Source organism: Microcoleus sp. MON1_C1 (genome assembly GCF_036701945.1).
In the GTDB taxonomy this organism is placed as follows: domain Bacteria; phylum Cyanobacteriota; class Cyanobacteriia; order Cyanobacteriales; family Microcoleaceae; genus Microcoleus.
Genome location: NZ_JAUBRO010000046.1, coordinates 36555 through 55280 on the forward strand (window position 1 = coordinate 36555; position 18726 = coordinate 55280).

Below are 18726 nucleotides of genomic sequence, written 5' to 3' on the forward strand. Positions count from 1 at the left end.
TTCCCTCACATAGTAGCTCACAAAGGTAACTGCAGGAGAAAGGTGCTGCCGCAACCCAATTCGCTGCGGGCGCTGAGGCTGCCGCGGTGGGCGCGGGCTATGGTTTGGGCGATCGCCAATCCCAGTCCCGAACCGCCGGTATGGCGCGATCGATCGCTGTTGACTCGGTAAAATCGATCGAATATTCGCTCTAAATCTGCCGCCGCCATCCCAATACCGGTATCTTGAACCTGAACGATCGCCTCTTGGTGGCTGCAATCTAAAATAACTGTTACTTTGCCGCCCGCCGGAGTGTATTGAATGGCATTAACAATTAAATTAGCAACTAAGCGATAAAGTTGGTCGGAATTGCCGACAACATTTAATTGCTGCTGCACTCGCACTTCGGATGTTAACGCTACCTTAGAAGCGATCGCCATTGCGGCTAATTCCTCGACTAAATCGCTCACCAAGTCATTCAAACAACACAATTGAGGGCGATCGCGTATCGCTTGATTATCCATGCGAGCCAGCAGCAGCAAATCAGCCACTAACTGAGTCAATCGTCGGTTTTGGCGATCGATCGTCCGCAAAATTTCCCGCGCTTCTTTTTCATCTAATTGAGGCGTCAACAGCGCCGATTCTACAGTCGCCTGCGAAGCCGCTAAAGGCGTCCGCAATTCGTGGGCGGCATCCGCTGTAAACTGTTGGATTTGTCGGTAGGAAGAATAAATCGGTTTCATGGCCAATCCTGCCAACAACCAACTAGCAAAGCCTATCAAAATCAATGCTGTAGGCAATCCTAATTTCAAAACCCATTTCACTGTACTGAGATAATCATTGAAGTCTTGCAGGCTGCGCCCAACTTGAAAATATCCCCAATCTTGCTGTGTTTGGGTGTGTAGCGCTACAGAAATTTGGTGGTAAACATTGCCTTTGGTGTCAGTTATTGTTTGCCAGTATTGGGAGTTAAATTCTGGTGGTAATTCTTCGGGATAAGCGCCTGCTGTAGCAATTAATTTCCCGGAATAATCAAATAAACGAATATAGTAATAGCCTTGGTTGATAGCGCTTAAAATGTGGCGGCTTGGCAACTGTTCTTTAATGCCTTTAACTCCAATTAGGCGGAGGTTGGGCAAAAGTTCGTTTACTATTGGCTCCAAGCGTCCGGGCTGCTGCAATTTGAGTTCTAGGCTGTCGTGTAGCGTCCCCGCTACGGATTCTAATTCCCGGTCTATGGCTACCCAGTGAGCGTGGGCGATCGCCTTGTATACGCCAAATCCCAACAAGCTTAAAATCAAACCCATTACTGCTGCATAGGAAATGGCTAATTGCCAGCGAGTCCGGTTAAATAGTTTATTTTGATTCATTTAAACTTAGATTTTATATAATTGTTAAGAACAGGCAAGATGCCTGTTCCACAAAGTTAAATTTTACTCATTTTACTCGTTTCCAGGCTCTGCCTGGTAACTCATATCCAGAGGCTCTGCCTCCAATTTTCAGGGAATCTCTTCGAGGCAGAGCCTCGGTAAATCGGTTTCCAGGCCGAGCCTGGAAACCAGTTAATTTTCATGTTTTAGGAGTTCTGCATATTCGCTTATTCCGAGTTCCGCAAGTTGTCGGTCTTCTTCGGCAAATTCGCCGTAGAGTGCAGCTAAGTTAGTTTCATCGATTGCTGCAATAGTAGCTAATCTGGCACGGAATTTTAGGAAGGCAATAAATTCAAATACTTGTTTTAGTTGTTGTAGATCGAGATTTTCTAACTCTTGTTGGATTAAATCTTTCATAGCAGTCATTTTTACGATCGAGTTTTCTATATTCTACGGATTCCCAGATTCGGGCTGGGAAGCCCTAGAATGCTTAAGAACAGGCAAGAGGCCTGTCCCACAACAATTAAATTTTCTTGTGGGGGCAACCGGAGAACCCGGCCTACTTTAATTTCTCATGCGGTATCCGACGCCGTGAACGGTTTCAATTAAATTCGCGCCGCCTACCGACTCAAGTTTGCGCCGCAGCAAGCGCACTTGAGCTGCTACCACATTGCTAAAGGTATCTGCACTCGCCTCCCATAGCTGATTCCGAATTTGGTCAGTGGTGATAATTTGGTTGGGATGTTTCATCAAGTATTCTAGCAGTTGAAACTCTTTGTTTGTTAAAGCAATTATCTGGCTGTTGCCACTTCGATCGAGATGCCACACAGTTCGATTCCCGCAGTCCAAAACCAGATTTCCTACCTGTAGCTGTTGCGGTTGAATTTGGGGCGCTCGCCTTTGCAAAGCCCGCAATCTTGCTAACAGTTCCGCCATCCCGAACGGTTTAACTAAATAATCGTCAGCCCCGGCATCTAGTCCGGCAACTTTATCTTCCATTCGGTCTTTGGCTGTTAGCATCAAAACGGGCAGAGCGCTATTTTTAGCACGCAATCTCCGCAGCAGTTCCAACCCTGACAATCCTGGTAGCAACCAGTCAAAAATAGCCAGGTTATATTGCGTCCAGTGACTGTCTAAATATTCCCAAGCTTCATTGCCATCTAGGGCCCAATCAACTATATATTTTTCCTGCTTTAAAGTGCGGTCGATCGCTTTCCCTAAATCTGGCTCATCTTCAACTAGCAAAACTCTCATAACTCTAATTTATAGCGCTAAATCCTTATACATTGTTAGCGATCGGCAGCATCTACCCCAATCTTTAAGCTCACATACTGAGATGAAATCAGCATGAAATTTTCTGAATTCGCAGAAAAAGAGAACAGTTGACAATGATTGACAACAAGCTAGTAATGTCTTATAATCAAGTACCAGTGATTTTTTGAGAAAAATTTTCAATAAGTATGACAGATTTATCCGATCGTCCCGCCATTAAAAAGGCTGGGCGCTGGAGTCGCCGCCAACTGCTACAGCTAGGAATAGCTGGGGCTGGGGTAGCGGGCGGCGCGATCGCACTTCAAAATTTGACTCGCAAACCGACATCAGCCGCGAGAATACCGCCCATCCCCGCAGATGCACTCACCGTCAGCAATATCAACCCGATGCAAATTGCGCGGGATTTTGATTACGGCACGGTGACGCGCGAAAACGGGCGCACGGTACGCGAATTTCGCCTGGAAGCTAATACTTCGATCGTCCAACTTAACAGCGCGGTCACTTTCAACACCTGGAACGTCAACAATCGCGTGCCGGGGCCGACATTAAGGGCAACAGAGGGCGATCGTATCCGCGTCATTTTTTATAACAAAGCCGCAGATTCTCATTCGCTGCACTTTCACGGCGTTCATACCAGCGAAATGGATGGCGTTAAACCAGTGAAACACGGTTCGGTATTTATTTATGAATTCGATGCCAATCCCTACGGAGTGCATCTATATCACTGCCATATTGAGCCCGTAACTCGCCATATAGGTAAAGGACTCTATGGAATGTTCATCATCGATCCGCCAAAACCCCGCCCTCCCGCCGATGAAATCTTGTTAATCATGGGAGGATACGACGTAAACGACGACAAAAAAAACGAGCTTTACGCTTTTAACGGGTTGCCCAATTATTACATGAACAACCCGATACCTATTTACCGAAATCAGCTAATCCGGCTGTACGTTCTCAACCTGATTGAGTACGAAGCGGCAGTGACTTTTCACCTGCACGCCAACTTTTTTGACGTATATCGCACGGGAATGACTTTGACTCCCAGTGAAAGAACCGATGTAATCACAATGGGAGTAGCTGAACGGCATATTTTAGAATTTACCTACGGCTACGCTGGAAAATTTATGTTTCATCCCCATCAAGATGCGATCGCCGAAGCAGGCTGCATGGGTGTATTTGAAGTCATCACTTAAACCACATCCTGCTACCAGGGTGCACCGATTCAAATAAAGTATGAAATTATTTGACAAGCTCGATCGCAAATAGGTAGAATGAATAGCTCGCAAATAATTGAGAATTATTCTTAATAACTTGCGAGACCAAATGCACATAACGTAAAAATTAGCAACTGCCATGTTATCCACATTTCGTTTATTACCTACAGTCACTGCTACAGCCATCCTCGTTGCTCTTGCTGGTTGCGCTTCCCCCACAGCCAGCAACACCGACAGCACACCCTCACCCGCTGCCACAGCCAGTCCCGCATCCACAAGCGGTCACAGCGGGCATCACGGGGGCAAAGGCGGCATCAACATCAATACTGCCATTCTTTCAGAGTTAGATAAACTCGAAGCCAAGTTAGGAGTGCCGGCACTTTCTAACAAAATTCAAGCCAGCCGCCCTTACGGAAAAGTCGAAGAATTGGTTTCAAAAAATGTCATTACTCAAGCGCAATTCGACCAAATCAAAGACTTGGTAACTATTGAAAATGTGGTGCTGACAGGCGAACCCAAAGATGTAGATTACATGACTAAACTTGGCTTGATGAAAGGGCATCTTTTCGTAGCCCAAGAACTCTTGGATCAAGGCAAACCCGACCAGGCAGAACCGCACATCGGGCATCCAGTCGAAGAAATTTATGCCGATGTGGAAGATCAGCTAAACGAGCGTAAAATTCCTGAATTTAAGGCTACTTTAATTAAATTGCAGGATTTAGTTAAAGCGGGTGCAAAAGATCCGGCTCAAGTGAAGGCGGAATTTGACACATCAATGCAAGCAGTTGATGGAGCAATTGCCGCCCTTCCCGAAACGCAGCGAAAAGATCCGAAATTCGTGCTGCAAGTGATTAACGGCTTGTTGGATACAGCTAATTCCGAATACGGAGCGGCAGTTGCTAACGGCAAAATTTCCGCAATTATTGAATACCAAGATTCGCGGGGTTTTGTCATGTACGCGGAAAGCCTGTACAAAGATATTGCCGAGCAAGTGGCTAAAACTAGCCCCGAAACCGACAAAGCAATTGTTGCCAACATGACTGAACTGAAGGCAAATTGGCCAACTGCGATCGCGCCAGCAGCCCCCGTAAAAACCACGGAACAAGTCAACCAGCTAGTTAAAGCGATCGAGAACGACAGCCAAAAAGTTCTCAAACCAGCCTCTTAAAAAAGTTAACTGAAACCGCCAACGGTAATTGGTAAAAAAAATACCAATTACCTCCCGATATTACCTCAACTAAAAAGATGAATTTTAGCGAAGCATTGCCCACATTTGTAATTACTCTCCGCGAAGGAGTCGAAGCCGCCTTAGTTGTCGGAATCGTTCTCGCTTGCCTCAAAAAGTCGGGACAAAGCTATTTAAGCCCTTGGGTTTTTGGGGGTGTTGGGCTTGGACTTATTGCCAGCGCTTTGATAGGTGTACTGTTGGTCTGGACAATGCAAATTTTGTCCGCATCCAATCAGCCTTTTGCACCGATTATGGAATTGCTGCTAGAAGCAATCTTTGGGCTGATAGCGATCGCAATGCTGAGCTGGATGCTGATTTGGATGACCAAGCAAGCGCGATTTATGAAAGCCGAAGTTGAAGGCGCTGTGAGTGCCGCCTTAACGCAAAATTCTCATGCCGGTTGGGGCGTATTTAGTTTAGTTTTTATTGCTGTTTTGCGCGAAGGGTTTGAAACTGTTTTGTTTGTCGTCGCCAAGTTTCAACAAGGCATTATTCCAGCCCTCGGCGCTTTGGGCGGCATTCTCTCAGCCACCGGACTTGGTGTCCTGCTGTTTAAATGGGGAGTCAAAATTAATATCCGCCTGTTTTTCAAATATATGGGCATTTTATTGCTCTTCATTGTAGCAGGCTTAGTGGTATCTACTTTGGGACTTTTTGACAGCGGGATGAATATTTTATCGCAAACAAATCGCGAATCAGCAGCACTGTGTTTCTATTACGAAAGATTTACTAAAATCCACTCTTGCATTCTCGGGCCGATGGTCTGGAATACCTCGCAACTGCTTCCCGAAGACAAGTTTCCAGGTTTGTTGTTGAGTGCGCTGTTTGGCTACACGGATAAGCTCTATGTCGTGCAGGCGATCGCTTATTTCGTCTTTTTAATTACCGTCGGCGGCATTTACTTTCAAAGTTTGGCAGGTCGAGTGTTTTTCCCGTTCAAAAAAAACTCAGGTAACGAAATAGGAAATTAAGTGCGATCGAAATACGATCGGCTTTTTAGTGGAAATGCAGGAGGCAGTTGTTTGTTGCTAATAACTAATGCGCCCATAAGTTAGAGCGCATTAGGAAATCAGCTATCTATTGATTGAAGGTAAAACGACCGTCAACTTTTTCTCCGTTAATATCCGCAGTCACTTTCACGGGATAACTTCCTGCATCTTTGCCGGGAAACACCACAGCGTAATGTTTGCCCTCAGCATCATACTTGAGAGCTAGGGTTTGCTGCTTTCCATTCGGCAACTGCACTTGAGCCGTCACTTTGGCGTTAGGAACTGGTTCCTTTTTCTCCCCTTTTTGCAAAAAAACATCTAAATGAGTTCCGGTAGCTTCTTTTTCAGGTACAAACTCTAAATAGTAAGCTCCAGACTGTACAACTTGCCCCCCTTGAGTTGCTGTTGCAGGAGCAGTGGCGGGAGCCGAAGATGCAGGTTGAGAGGCGACAGGAGAGGAGGCTGGACTGGTATTTGTATCGCTTGCTTGGTCGCCTTTATTACAGGCTACCAAAAATAACAATCCTACACTACCTAGAACAATTAAATTTGATTTGAGCGATTTCATTGGTTTGACTCCTTGCTGACTGACACTAATTAGAAAATATCACACATTAACTCTCTTCCCCTCTTCAATAACTGCCTGAGGTTCTTGAGGTAGTAAAATTTTCCCAAATTGATCATACAAAGCTGGCAAAACTAACAGAGTTAAGGCTGTAGAAGTAAATAATCCTCCTAAAACTACTACTGACAGCGGTTGCAAAATTTCCTTGCCCGCCCCGCCTTCAAAGACTAAAGGTGCTAAACCCAAAGCTGAAGTTAAAGCGGTCATCAGGATGGCGTTGAGCCGTTCCATCGAGCCTTTTATAATTGCTTCCTTAAAAGGCATTCCTTCGGCAAACTTAGAGTTGTAGTTGTCTACTAAAAGCAAGCCGTTGCGGGTGGCAACGCCAAATAAAGTCACAAAGCCAACTAAAGAAGCTACAGAGATGATGCCGCCTGTCAAAGCTACCGCAATTACTCCTCCCACTAATCCGATCGGCAAATTAATCATAATCATAGCAGTTGAAGCGATAGACTTGACGGACAAGTACATCAATACTGTAATTACCAAAAAGGCGATCGCGCTAAATATCATAATATTTTGCGAAGCCCTTTGTTCGGCTTCAAATTGACCGCCGTACTGGATAAAATAGCCAAAAGGCAACTGCACCTCTCGTTTAACTTTAGCTTGAATTTCATTCACAACCGATCGCAAATCCCTACCTTTAGCATTGGCCGCCGCCACAATCAACCGGGAAACATTCTCGCGGTTAATCGTATTTGGGCCAGTACCGTATTTTACTGTAGCAACTTGGGCGAGGGGGATTTTGTTGCCGCTTGGAGTATCAACCAACAAATTCTGAATAGTTTCTAAGTTATTTCTAGCTTCAGGCTGCAACCAAACCACTAAGTCAAAAGTTTGCTGCACCTCCAAAACTTGAGAAACAACTTTGCCGTTTAAAGCTGTCTCAATTATTTCAGAAAGCTCTCCGATTTTCAAACCGTATCTACCCGCCGCTTGACGGTTAAACTTAATTTGAATTTGTTGCACTGGCACCTGCGGTTCGAGTTGCAAATCCACAATTCCCTCAACTGTTTTCATTTGCTCTTCAACTTTGGCACCGATGCTGCGAAGTTGATCCAGATCCGGGCCAAAGATTTTGACAGCAATCTGACTTCTGACACCAGATAAAACCTCATCCATCCGGTGAGAAATAAAACCGCCGATATTTGGTGCAACTCCCGGCAATCTAGCAAATTCCTGCCGCAGCGACTCCAAAGTTTTCGGCCTGTTTTTCATGCCTGCCTCGCTCAAACCGATATCAATGTGAGCTAAATTGACTCCCGCAGCATCAGCATCACCCGGAGCTCTGCCCGATCGCACTTGCACGTATTCAAACCTGGTATCATCCTTAAGTGCATCTTCAATAGCAAAAGCCGCGCTATCTGTTGTCTCCAAAGACACCCCCGGATAAAGCAGAATAGTATTCACCAAAGTTTGCTCCTGAAACTCAGGCAAAAACACCCGCCCAAAAGATGGCAAAATAATTAATGCAGCCACCATGCTAGCAGCCGCTAAAGCTAAAATAATTCCCGAATAGCGCATTGACAAATTTATCGAAAAATGATATATTTTTTTGCAAAATCTCGGCAGCCAAGGTTCCGAAGCATTCATGCGTTTGTTAGGCAACAAAATAGCGCAAAGAGCCGGAGATATTAACAGCGATTCTAGACTAGAAATTACAACAACTACCAAATAAGTAATGCCCATAGGCGTAAAAATTCGACCTTCTACACCGGGCAAAGTAAAAATTGGCGAAAACACCACAATCCCAATTACAGTCGCTCCAATTAAAGAATCGCGCACCTCTTGACTGCCGTCAAAAATCACATCCATCACCGGACGCGGATGAAGAGAAGACGTATTTTCTCTCAAATTGCGGTAGGTATTTTCCGCATAGACAATAGCATCGTCGATCGCAGTGCCGATCGCCACCGACAAACCCCCCAAAGTCATCGTATTCAGCCCCAGCCCCAGCCAATACATCGCCAGCAGCGCCAACAGCCAAGTCAGAAAGAAATCCAGCAAAACAACCGCCAGAGTGCGCCAATTCATCAAAAACGGGATCAGAATAAGGGTGACGATAATACTGCCTTCAACTAAAGCCGATCGCACATTCTCCACCGAGGAATTAATATATTCTTCCTGTCGAAAAGTCACAGTAACTTTAATATCTTTTGGCAGAGCTTGCTGCACCTCAGCCATTGCTGCCTCAACCGCTTTAGTTACCGTCGGAGTATCAGCAACTGGCTGTCTGTTTACCATCACAATCACAGCTTTTTTGCCGTTAAAACTGCCATCGCCCCGCTTGATTGCAGCACCAATCTTGACATCAGCGACATCAGCAATTCTGACGGGTGTTCCGTGGCGAGAGTCGATCGCCGATTGCTGCAAATCTTCCACAGACTCAATCCGCCCCACCCCCCGGATTAAAGTTTCTCGATCCGGCGTAATTAAATACCCCCCCGGCGCATTAACATTCGCAGCCGCCGCCGCTTCAGCTACTTGCTGCAACGACACATTAAAAGCTTTCAACTTGGCAGGTTCTACTAATACTTGATACTGCCTTTCTTCGCCTCCGTAAGCCACGACTTGAGCAACCCCAGTCACTGCCAAAAGCCGATTTGTGACTTGCCAGTCAACCAGACGGCGCACTTCCATCAAAGGAGTAGTTTCCGAGGTAAAAGCATAGGTAATAACAGTGCCGACAGGAGAAGTTGTCGGAGAAATTTGCGGTGTTTCTACCCCAGCCGGGAGTTTGCTTTGCGCTTGCTGCAACCGTTCTGTTATCAACTGCCGCGCTTGATAAATTTCAGTTCCCCAATCAAAGATTACCTTAACCGCAGAAAGGCCCACCGCCGAAGATGATCGCACTGCTGTTACCCCAGGAGTTCCGTTAATTGCACTTTCGATCGGTAGTGTTACCAAAGACTCGATTTCTTCCGGTGCGAGACCCGGTGCTTCGGTTTGAATTTCGACTTGCGGGGGTGCAAAAGGAGGGAAGACATCAAGCGACATTTGGGGGATGATAGAAAATGTCCACAGACTAACAATAATGGTGGCGACAACGACTAGCCAGCGGCGGTTAATTACCCATCTGAGAATTGTGCTGAACATTTAATAATTTGGGAATTGGGCATTGGGCATTGGGCATTGGGCATTGATAAAAACAGCTATCCGTGTATCCGTGACTTCCGTGTCGTGCTGTTACTTTAAACTCTTGACTTCTGCGTCTTGAGTTTTAACGTGATAGTTGTCATTGTGTAACAGCAGTTCATTGTGCAACGGCGATGCAGAGTCGGAAAAACTATTGTTTCCGGCATGGTTTCCAGAATCGGCTGCTATTGCTGGCAATTTGCGCCGATTTCCCCACAACACGCCGGCTGTGAAAGTCAGGGATGCGATCGCAACTCCTCCCCCTATTCCCGCCCACCATAAAGACACGGGTAAATTATTAAAATTAACCTCTGTTAGCTTGGGAGATGTCTCTTTTTTGGCCTCGTCTTTTGAGGGCTTGCTGTCCCCCCGCAAAGATTGTGCGTAAAGTTGAGGTGCTCGCTGCGTTACTATCAAATCTCCCTCGAATAAACCCCTCTTAACTTCAACTAAATCTCCGGCAGTTTGACCCAGTTCAATTTCAACCGCTTGATAAGCATTGCCATTTTGGACGTAAACGGTTTTTTTCCCGCTAACATCCACTACCGCCGCACTCGGAATTGCTAAAATATTTGTTGCAGTTTTGTCGGTTAAAATCTCCAACTCAGCAAACAGTCCTGGCTTTAATTCGCCGTTAATATTATCTAGTTCTGCTTTCACCGGCACAACCCGCGTTTCTCCTTCCACGGATGACCCAATTAAGGCGATTTTTCCATTGAAAGTGCGATCGGGTAAATTAGCGACTTTTACCCTGACTTCCTGACCCTGTTTTACTTGATTCAGGTCTTTTTCGTAAATATTGGCTGTGGCAAAAACGCGGCTGTCATTTAACAGACTCATCAACGGTTTTTCAGCGTTTACTGACTCTCCTGGGGTGATTTCGCGATCGGCTACCGTCCCCGAAATCGGAGCAACTACGGTAACGAGTCCTCGATCGTTGGCAACAGTTCCTAATTGTTGGAGCCGCGCTTGATAGGCTGCGTCAGCCAAGCGAATGCGCGACTGAGCGACTTCGACGGCAGTTTTGCCGCGTTTGACTTGGTTCTCGGCTTCTAGGACTTCCCGGCGGCTCTGAGCTCTGGTAAGTTGAGCTTTTGCTTCTGCTACTCTGCCTTGAGAATCGCGCAATTCCCGCATTGGGAGGTCTACTTCGGCTTGTTTAATTTCGGTTTGGGCTTTGATAACTTCAGGACGGCTTTTGGCCTTAGCAACAGCGGCTTGTGCTTCGGCGAAGTGGGCTTGCGATTCCAGCATTGTGCGCCGCGCCATCGCCCCAGATGCCGCTAATTCTCGATCGCGCTCGAACTGTTCTTTAGCAACAGTTAATTCTGTTTCTGCCCGCGCTATTTCGGCTTGCGCTATTTCAACTTGACGCTGATAATTTTCTTTAGCTGCTTGCACAACTGAACGATTGTTTACTAATTCTTGTTCTTGTTGGTACTGCTTTGTTACCGCGGCCAATTGGGTTTGGGCTTGGGCGATTTCTGCTGCGGATATTTGAATTTGGCGATCGTAATTTTCTCGTGCTAGTTTTAGATCGCCTTCCGCTTGCTGCAAATCTGCCTCAGCTTCGGCACGTTTCGAGAGAGATTCAACCCGCAATTGTCCTAATTCTGAACTCGATAAAACCGCAAGGGCTTGACCTTTTGACACTTTGTCCCCAGGCTTAACCAACAACTCTACTACTTTCCCAGCAACAGGAGCCGTCACTTCAACTTTTTGGTTGGGCAAAGTTTCAATTTGTCCTGTGGTTTTGATGCCGATATCTAGTCGCTGGCGAGCAGCAGGGGAGACTTTAATTCCTAATCGTTTTGCTGTTTCGGCATCAACAGAAATAGCAGCAGGAGTTTGAGTTGTTTCGCCGCTTTGGTGAAATTCATCTCCGTGTCCCGCGTGGGCAAAAACAGCGGCGGGAGACGTTAGGAACGCGAGGCTCAGGAGTAAGCCAGAAAAGCGGCAGAGCTTTATTGGGGAGGCGAAATAGTGGCAAGAGTGCATGATTGAGTAGGGGCGAATCTGAACTCACCGATCAGTTTGGCAGACCAATATGAAATCAGGATGAAATAGGTTAAATCAACATCGTTTATCTAGGGCGAGTTCACCAATATATTTAATATCACAACCTTGATATTCATAAACCCGCCACGAGGCGGAATATATCACCCGATATGATGTTATAAACTACCCCGAAAAACCGCAGATTGAGACGGGTTTACCAACAGGGCGGGGCGGGTTTATCTTTTTTACTTACGATTTATATTTGAGTGAACCCGGCCCTACAGATATTAGGCTAAATTCCCGCGCCGACTTTCTACTGTTTATACCAAGCTTGCCGCCACTGTTTCATTTGCTCAATTTCTTGCTTTTGCGAACTCAGAATCTCTTGAGATAATTTTGTCATTTCTGACCGTTTCGATTTCTTCAAAGCATCTTCAGCCATCACTACAGCTCCCTCGTGGTGAGGAATCATCGCATTGATAAATCGCAAGTCAAATTGGTCGTCAGCCGCCCCTAAATCCATGCTCATCATCATGCTTTGCATTTGTTCGGGAGTCATTGCCATCATGTGACCCATTGGAGCGTGATAAGCCATCGGGGTACTGCTAGCTTTGGGATACCAAGCTTTTCGCCACTCTTTCATTTGATTGATTTCGCGGTTCTGAGCAGCAATAATGTTATTTGCTAGATTTTTCATTTCCGGACGTTTGGATTTATTGAGTACCTCTTTAGCCATGTTTACAGCACCTTGATGGTGTACTGTCATGCCATCAATAAATCGCAAATCGTAGTCGGCATCAGCCGGGCCTAAATCCATTGACATATTGTGATTCATGCCATGATTCATGCCATGATTCATGCCACCCATGCCGCCGCCTTGTGCCACGTCTTGCTTCTTGTTTGCTTCGGTTGCAGCCGTAACATTTGGGGCTTGACTTTCGCTGGAAGGGGCTTTTGAACAAGCTGCAAGCACTCCGCTGGTTAAAGCGGCTGCGGCGGTCAATATCAGGGCTGCAAAGCCTGTTTTTAATGAAATTGGTTTCATAGATTTTTATATGCTTAAAACTGCCATTTATCTTCAGCTTTCCACATATAAATGAAATTAGGATGAAATTTTTGAGTCGGAATTGTAAATAATTATTGCTGTGCCGCCGATCGCACTCAAATTTAAGATTTACAGAACTCAGTTGAATCTAATTATGTAGGGTGCACAGTGCGTACCTTACCCCTAGGGGTAGCGTGTCAAACCAGTTTTTTCATAATTCCTGATTTATTTCGCAATTCCCCTTGACTCTCCAGTGTACAGGAGACTTTACAATGGAGTTAATTCATTGATTGAGCAGAGTAGTTTCTGCTGAGGTTCAAATTATGACTTTACAGCTAAAAGTTCCTAAGATGGCTTGTTCTGCTTGTGCGACTACAATCACAAAAGCAGTCCAAGCCATTGACTCAGTTTCAACGGTTGAGGCGGATCTCAAGACAAAAGTGGTCACGATTCAAACCGCTAAGTCGGAAAGTGAAGTTAGGAAAGCGATCGCATCGGCGGGCTATCCAACTATTTAAAGACAAAGGGTAAATGTCTCATTGAGGATGGCATATATGGACAATCTCACACTTAAATTGCGGGGCATGAGTTGTGCTTCTTGTGCTTCCTCTATCGAGCAAGCAATTCAATCTGTTCCTGGCGTAATTGAGTGTCATGTCAATTTTGGGATGGAACAAGCAAGCATCCAATACGACTCCAAGCAAACCAACTTAGAAACAATTCAATCGGCGGTTGATGATGCGGGATACCAAGCTTTGCCACTTCAAGAAATGGCGGCGACAGAGGATGATTCCGAACAAGCCGATCGCAAATCTGAATCTCAAACCTTGCAGCGGAAACTCTGGACAGCAGGTATCATAAGCATCCTGCTGGTTGTGGGCGCTATTCCAGCGATGACCGGCTTGCACCTGCCATTTATTCCCGCATGGCTGCACAATTTTTGGCTGCAATTAGTCCTGACATCCCCCGTACAATTTTGGTGCGGCAAATCGTTTTATGTAGGAGCTTGGAAATCCCTAAAACGGCGGGTGGCGACAATGGATACCTTGATTGCCTTGGGAACGAGTGCTGCTTACTTTTATTCTGTATTTGTGACATTTTTTCCCGGTTTCTTGACTGCCCAAGGTTTGACTCCTAGCGTTTACTATGAAGTAGCTGCCAGCGTTATAGCCTTAATTTTGTTGGGAAAAACCCTAGAAAATCGGGCGAAGGGAGAGACTTCGGAGGCAATTCGCAAACTCATGGGTTTGCAAGCGAAAACGGCTCGGATAATTCGCAACGGGGAAGAGTTGGAACTGCCGATTGCCCAAGTGGAAATTGGCGATGTAGTGCAGGTGCGGCCGGGAGAGCAAATCCCCGTAGACGGAGAGGTAATTGAGGGTGCTTCGACAGTAGACGAAGCCATGGTTACGGGAGAAAGTTTGCCCGTAAAAAAGCAGCTTGGCGACGAAGTTATCGGAGCCACAATTAACAAAACTGGCAGTTTCAAGTTTCGGGCGACAAGAGTTGGCAAAGATACATTTTTAGCTCAAATTGTCAAGATGGTGCAGGACGCACAGGGTTCAAAAGCACCGATTCAAAAGTTAGCCGACCAAGTGACTGGTTGGTTTGTACCCGCAGTAATTGCCGTCGCTTTAGCTACTTTTATTATCTGGTTTAACGCGACTGGAAACATCACTCTAGCCACAGTAACAATGGTGGAAGTGCTGATTATTGCCTGTCCGTGCGCTTTGGGTTTGGCGACTCCGACTGCTGTGATGGTGGGAACTGGTAAAGGTGCAGAAAATGGGATTTTAATTAAAGGAGCCGAAAGTTTAGAATTGGCTCATAAAATCCAAATTATTGTCTTAGATAAAACTGGGACTCTCACCGAAGGCAAGCCGACTGTAACTGATTTTGTGACAATTAGGGGAACGGCGAACAGCAATGAGTTAAAGTTGCTGCAATTGGCTGCGTCTGTAGAGCGAAATTCGGAGCATCCTTTGGGGGAAGCTGTTGTGAGGTACGCTCAATCTCAAGAGGTGAATTTGACTGATGTTAAGGATTTTGAGGCGATCGCGGGAAGTGGTGTTCGAGGGGTTGTAGGCGGAAAGTCGATCGCCCTGGGAACGCTGAGGTGGATGCAGGAACTAGGCTGTGACACTGAATATCTGGAACTGCGCGGGAGAGCTTTGGAAGCTGCGAGCAAAACGGTTGTTTGGATGGCCTCCGAGGGCAAAATAGAGGCAATTCTGGGGATTGCGGATGCCCTCAAACCGTCGTCAGCGCAGGCGGTGAAAGCGCTTCAAAAGCTCGGTTTGGAGGTGGCGATGCTGACGGGGGATAATCGCGCGACTGCAGAGTCGATCGCCCAATCCGTGGGCATTACTCGGGTTTTTGCCGAAGTTAGACCCGACCAAAAAGCAGCTCAAATTCAAGCCCTGCAAAGGGAAGGAAACATTGTGGCGATGGTGGGAGACGGGATTAACGACGCGCCGGCTTTGGCCTTAGCAGACGTGGGAATTGCGATCGGCACCGGCACCGATGTGGCGATCGCAGCCAGCGACATTACCTTAATTTCAGGAGATTTGCAAGGCCTAGTTACCGCAATTAAACTTTCCCGCGCCACCATGCGGAACATCCGCGAAAATCTGTTTTTTGCGTTTATTTATAACATCGCTGGAATACCGATTGCCGCTGGCATTTTGTTCCCCATTTTTGGCTGGCTGCTAAATCCAATTATCGCCGGTGCAGCAATGACTTTCAGTTCAGTCTCTGTAGTTAGTAATGCTTTGCGATTGCGGAATTTTAAACCCAAATCTATTGCCTAAATTAGGAGTTTTCCAAAAATCTATGGTGCCCCACCCTACCTGCACACAGATATAAGGTGCGCTATACGCACCATTCCCCGATTTATCAAAGAAAATCTCTTGCATAAACTAGGAGAAATTTAAAAAATGTTGAAGCAACGTCAAATCTTAGGAAGCCTCGGCACTTTAGGAATTATGCTCGGAATTGCATCGGGAGTTCGAGCCAATCAAATATCAATCCATCCTGCCAAATCAACCGCTCAATTTCGGCAGATCGAACAGCCGTTAAGTTTAAAAATTGGCGTAACAGCAGGCGGATTGACATTAATTGGTTTAGAACTGTGGTGGTTTTTGTTCAGTAAAAAGCAAGCTAAAACCAGGTAAACTTTGCCGGCGCGGTTTTTTCCAGCGAGATATCGCTAAAATTGAGGAAGCTTAAAAAATTTGGAGTGAGCTAAATGAAACTACTACACACGATGCTCCGAGTCGGCCATCTGGAAGAATCCCTCAAATTTTACACCGAGGTTCTGGGCATGAAATTGCTGCGGCAAAAGGACTATCCAGACGGTAAATTTACTCTGGCTTTTGTCGGTTACGGCGACGAATCAGACACTACAGTTTTGGAATTAACATACAACTGGGGCGTCACAGAGTACAATTTGGGAGATGCTTACGGTCATATTGCGATCGGCGTGGACGACATTTACGGTACTTGCGAAGAAATTAAAGCTCGTGGCGGTAAAGTCAGCCGCGAACCCGGCCCGATGAAGCACGGTTCAACAGTCATCGCTTTTGTGCAAGACCCAGATGGATATAAAGTTGAATTAATTCAACTGGCAAATCAAGGTAGCAATGCCCAGAAAGTAAGTGCGGCGAGCGCATCTTAGAGTTCGTCCTCCTAGTCCTGGTAGGGTGCGTCAGAAACAAACTTTTTGAGTTAAGCTGAAACTCTTTCTGTGACGCACCCTACTGAGGGGATGTAGGGGTTTTCAACACTTTTAATTCGATCGCACCGACGGTACAAACTGCTGCAAGTAACTCTTTTGCCACAAAATAGAAAAACTGGTGCCTATTTGGCTTAAGCTATCAAATTGAGGAATTAATTTAGATTCTCGGCGCTTTTCTAAAGCAGCGATCGCCGAAAAAAATACAGCTAATACTAACAAAAATACCACCATCACAATAAATAAAATAGTCCAATAAACTACAAATTCGCTTGTGTAGCTGACGGTAAACATTGAGTTAATCACTGAATCCGATACATACAAGAGCAGCCCTACTGAAAACCACACCCCCAACAATACCCATGTCCACTTAAACATATCTGTGGCCGTCTTATTATTCTTAGACACTGAAACTTCTACATCTCTAATTAGGCTGTTAATTTTGGATGTGACTTCATACAAAGTATATTGCAAAGAATCTCTGATAGAATTTAGCTCGTTGTCGAGGTTTATGCACTGCTCGGAGGTGCTTTTGTCAAAACTGAGGTTTTGGAGTTTCTTGCGGTGCACAGACAGTTTATGGCCTAGGGTGTAATCCCATTTTTGCAGCCGCTCTATAGTCAAATACAAAAGTTCCCTATTAGCATCTAACAAGCTCTGGCAATCTACGATCGACTTAACTAACTTGCTGAGATTGTTGATCTGCTCGTCTACCGTATTTTGGTCTTCACTCTGTTTAGCTGACAAGAAACTTGCCATCTCGACATCCCGATCGCCGCACAGCGACAAAGCCTCACTATACACCTTGTCAATTTCGATTTTATCTCGATACAGTGACGCTTTGCACTCCTCTATTTCGGGAATAGTCAGACATTCTAAGGGCTGATTCTTTACTACATTAAATTTATATACTAGGGCTGTCAGAATCAGCGCCGATTTCCGGTCAAGCTTGTCTTTGTAAGGTTCTAAAATAATTGCAGCTAGATTTTTGACTCTCGCTTCCGGGTGGTGCAGGAACTCAAAAATTTTGGCAAGTATTTTGGAGAATTCCAAGTCATTAAAATTATTTTCCGCAGCTTCCAAAAAGTTGGTTACTGCTGCATCCTTTTTGGGATTCAATTTGTACGAGCCCGTAACTGCGATCGCCGCAAATACTCTCTCGATCCAAAACAGATATTCTTCGCAATCCATTGGCATACCCGGCAGCAGCCAGCTCGGGCCGTACACCCAAAAATCTAGACAATTCTCATATTCCTTACTGCTGTCATTTCTACTGTCGCCCAAAGCAAATTTGTTGATTGCTAACAGTTTAATTTGCTCTTCTACAACCAGCCGCTCTATTTCCCCTGCATTGATTGTGACATTGACAGCACATTCCTTGTCTTGTCCTTGCCCTGCTTCATCCAACCAAATTGACTTAATACTAACAGCCGCAGACCACCGAATTAAAGGAGTCGATCCCCCTCGCGCTTCCTGTTCTAACGCCGCCAGCAGATTTTTGCTAAAATCACTTGCTCTACCTTCTCTCTCACTCGATCTCAGCTCATCTCGCACCCTCCCCAATGCCTGAATCCCCAAAGCGCGAAACAGCAAATTCGGATGCGGTTTTCTGACGGGTTCGGGTATATTTTCTCTGAATATTCCGCTTTTCGCTACGCCCACAACTTCAGCAAAAGGCTCGCTGCCGCACTGTTGCAGGATTTTTTCAACTATGTTTATTCTTTGCCAGGGTTGAGTATATTTATTGAGAATGAAGATTAGCGCTGTGCCGCTGCACCCGATCGACTCAGGGATGCTACTGCGATCGACTTTCCACAGATTCCTCGTCATAATTGGTCGCCATGACAATTGGTAGATATGGACGCCATTCTTTGATGCTGAATTCAACTTTACATCTACTGGGGCTTTTTGTCAATATGAGTCCTGGACGCTTAGGGAGTTAGAAACCCGGTTTCACGGGTAAATTTCTCCTAACTAAAGCCCATATTTTTCTTATAAACCGGCTTGAGCAAGGCAAATGTGCGTCCAGAACTAAATATATAATTTTGCAGTGATCGGTGAGTATCGGCTCAATAAGTAGGGGGAGCAGTTATTCTAGTTGCCAAGACAAGCCCAAGGGATGAAGAGAAGATGTTTCG

General features: G+C 45.8%; 15 protein-coding genes. 7 read left to right on the forward strand and 8 right to left on the reverse strand.

Annotation, left to right across the window (positions count from 1 at the left end; all coding sequences use genetic code 11):
• Positions 1–17: 17 nt before the first annotated feature.
• The 3 genes from rppB to rppA all read right to left on the reverse strand — a co-directional run bounded on the left by rppB (position 18) and on the right by rppA (position 2603).
• Positions 18–1349, reverse strand: coding sequence for a two-component system sensor histidine kinase RppB (rppB, locus tag QUA62_RS22660; RefSeq protein ID WP_333406872.1), 1332 nt, complete (start codon positions 1347–1349; stop codon positions 18–20).
• 192 nt (positions 1350–1541) lie between these two features.
• Positions 1542–1775 (reverse strand): hypothetical protein, encoded by a 234-nt coding sequence (locus QUA62_RS22665; RefSeq protein ID WP_333406874.1) that lies wholly within the window; start codon positions 1773–1775, stop codon positions 1542–1544.
• A 138-nt stretch (positions 1776–1913) separates the two neighbouring features.
• Complete coding sequence (rppA, locus tag QUA62_RS22670) at positions 1914–2603, reverse strand: two-component system response regulator RppA (protein WP_333284413.1); 690 nt, start codon at positions 2601–2603, stop codon at positions 1914–1916.
• 206 nt (positions 2604–2809) lie between these two features.
• On the opposite strand from rppA, the gene QUA62_RS22675 reads away from it, so the two are divergent.
• The 3 genes from QUA62_RS22675 (at position 2810) to QUA62_RS22685 (ending at position 6034) form a co-directional block, all read left to right on the forward strand.
• Complete coding sequence (locus QUA62_RS22675) at positions 2810–3814, forward strand: multicopper oxidase domain-containing protein (RefSeq protein ID WP_333406876.1); 1005 nt, start codon at positions 2810–2812, stop codon at positions 3812–3814.
• Positions 3815–3974: 160 nt separating this feature from the next.
• Positions 3975–5003 carry a helix-hairpin-helix domain-containing protein gene (locus QUA62_RS22680; protein ID WP_333406878.1) on the forward strand — a complete coding sequence of 343 codons (1029 nt, stop codon included), beginning with the start codon at positions 3975–3977 and terminating at the stop codon, positions 5001–5003.
• Between the two features lie 77 nt (positions 5004–5080).
• Complete coding sequence (locus tag QUA62_RS22685; protein WP_333406880.1) at positions 5081–6034, forward strand: FTR1 family protein; 954 nt, start codon at positions 5081–5083, stop codon at positions 6032–6034.
• A 106-nt stretch (positions 6035–6140) separates the two neighbouring features.
• Here QUA62_RS22685 and QUA62_RS22690 read toward each other — a convergent pair whose 3' ends face one another.
• The 4 genes from QUA62_RS22690 to QUA62_RS22705 form a co-directional block, all read right to left on the reverse strand.
• Positions 6141–6620 carry a hypothetical protein gene (locus tag QUA62_RS22690; protein WP_333406881.1) on the reverse strand — a complete coding sequence of 160 codons (480 nt, stop codon included), beginning with the start codon at positions 6618–6620 and terminating at the stop codon, positions 6141–6143.
• 39 nt (positions 6621–6659) lie between these two features.
• The gene (locus tag QUA62_RS22695; protein WP_333406883.1) at positions 6660–9773 is read right to left on the reverse strand and encodes an efflux RND transporter permease subunit; all 3114 of its coding nucleotides are present in this window, start codon (positions 9771–9773) and stop codon (positions 6660–6662) included.
• A gap of 90 nt (positions 9774–9863) precedes the next feature.
• The gene (locus QUA62_RS22700) at positions 9864–11810 is read right to left on the reverse strand and encodes an efflux RND transporter periplasmic adaptor subunit (RefSeq protein WP_333406885.1); all 1947 of its coding nucleotides are present in this window, start codon (positions 11808–11810) and stop codon (positions 9864–9866) included.
• 313 nt (positions 11811–12123) lie between these two features.
• Positions 12124–12855 carry a DUF305 domain-containing protein gene (locus tag QUA62_RS22705; RefSeq protein ID WP_333406887.1) on the reverse strand — a complete coding sequence of 244 codons (732 nt, stop codon included), beginning with the start codon at positions 12853–12855 and terminating at the stop codon, positions 12124–12126.
• A 323-nt stretch (positions 12856–13178) separates the two neighbouring features.
• Between QUA62_RS22705 and QUA62_RS22710 the strand changes: the two genes are divergently transcribed.
• The 4 genes from QUA62_RS22710 (at position 13179) to gloA (ending at position 16531) form a co-directional block, all read left to right on the forward strand.
• Positions 13179–13373, forward strand: coding sequence for a heavy-metal-associated domain-containing protein (locus QUA62_RS22710; protein ID WP_333406889.1), 195 nt, complete (start codon positions 13179–13181; stop codon positions 13371–13373).
• A gap of 36 nt (positions 13374–13409) precedes the next feature.
• Positions 13410–15665 carry a heavy metal translocating P-type ATPase gene (locus QUA62_RS22715; protein ID WP_333406892.1) on the forward strand — a complete coding sequence of 752 codons (2256 nt, stop codon included), beginning with the start codon at positions 13410–13412 and terminating at the stop codon, positions 15663–15665.
• Between the two features lie 126 nt (positions 15666–15791).
• Positions 15792–16028: a hypothetical protein gene (locus tag QUA62_RS22720; protein WP_333406893.1), complete on the forward strand. Its 237-nt coding sequence runs from the start codon at positions 15792–15794 to the stop codon at positions 16026–16028.
• Between the two features lie 74 nt (positions 16029–16102).
• Positions 16103–16531 carry a lactoylglutathione lyase gene (gene gloA, locus QUA62_RS22725; RefSeq protein WP_333406895.1) on the forward strand — a complete coding sequence of 143 codons (429 nt, stop codon included), beginning with the start codon at positions 16103–16105 and terminating at the stop codon, positions 16529–16531.
• 111 nt (positions 16532–16642) lie between these two features.
• Here the strand turns inward: gloA and QUA62_RS22730 are convergent, their stop codons facing one another.
• Positions 16643–18418, reverse strand: coding sequence for a hypothetical protein (locus QUA62_RS22730; RefSeq protein ID WP_333406897.1), 1776 nt, complete (start codon positions 18416–18418; stop codon positions 16643–16645).
• Positions 18419–18726 lie beyond the last annotated feature (308 nt).

Bases quoted from the DNA above. Each gene is read 5' to 3' on its own strand.
- rppB (WP_333406872.1), bottom strand. From the start codon at position 1,349: ATGAATCAAAATAAACTATTTAACCGGACTCGCTGGCAATTAGCCATT.
- QUA62_RS22665 (WP_333406874.1), bottom strand. From the start codon at position 1,775: ATGACTGCTATGAAAGATTTAATCCAACAAGAGTTAGAAAATCTCGAT.
- rppA (WP_333284413.1), bottom strand. From the start codon at position 2,603: ATGAGAGTTTTGCTAGTTGAAGATGAGCCAGATTTAGGGAAAGCGATC.
- QUA62_RS22675 (WP_333406876.1), top strand. From the start codon at position 2,810: ATGACAGATTTATCCGATCGTCCCGCCATTAAAAAGGCTGGGCGCTGG.
- QUA62_RS22680 (WP_333406878.1), top strand. From the start codon at position 3,975: ATGTTATCCACATTTCGTTTATTACCTACAGTCACTGCTACAGCCATC.
- QUA62_RS22685 (WP_333406880.1), top strand. From the start codon at position 5,081: ATGAATTTTAGCGAAGCATTGCCCACATTTGTAATTACTCTCCGCGAA.
- QUA62_RS22690 (WP_333406881.1), bottom strand. From the start codon at position 6,620: ATGAAATCGCTCAAATCAAATTTAATTGTTCTAGGTAGTGTAGGATTG.
- QUA62_RS22695 (WP_333406883.1), bottom strand. From the start codon at position 9,773: ATGTTCAGCACAATTCTCAGATGGGTAATTAACCGCCGCTGGCTAGTC.
- QUA62_RS22700 (WP_333406885.1), bottom strand. From the start codon at position 11,810: ATGCACTCTTGCCACTATTTCGCCTCCCCAATAAAGCTCTGCCGCTTT.
- QUA62_RS22705 (WP_333406887.1), bottom strand. From the start codon at position 12,855: ATGAAACCAATTTCATTAAAAACAGGCTTTGCAGCCCTGATATTGACC.
- QUA62_RS22710 (WP_333406889.1), top strand. From the start codon at position 13,179: ATGACTTTACAGCTAAAAGTTCCTAAGATGGCTTGTTCTGCTTGTGCG.
- QUA62_RS22715 (WP_333406892.1), top strand. From the start codon at position 13,410: ATGGACAATCTCACACTTAAATTGCGGGGCATGAGTTGTGCTTCTTGT.
- QUA62_RS22720 (WP_333406893.1), top strand. From the start codon at position 15,792: ATGTTGAAGCAACGTCAAATCTTAGGAAGCCTCGGCACTTTAGGAATT.
- gloA (WP_333406895.1), top strand. From the start codon at position 16,103: ATGAAACTACTACACACGATGCTCCGAGTCGGCCATCTGGAAGAATCC.
- QUA62_RS22730 (WP_333406897.1), bottom strand. From the start codon at position 18,418: ATGACGAGGAATCTGTGGAAAGTCGATCGCAGTAGCATCCCTGAGTCG.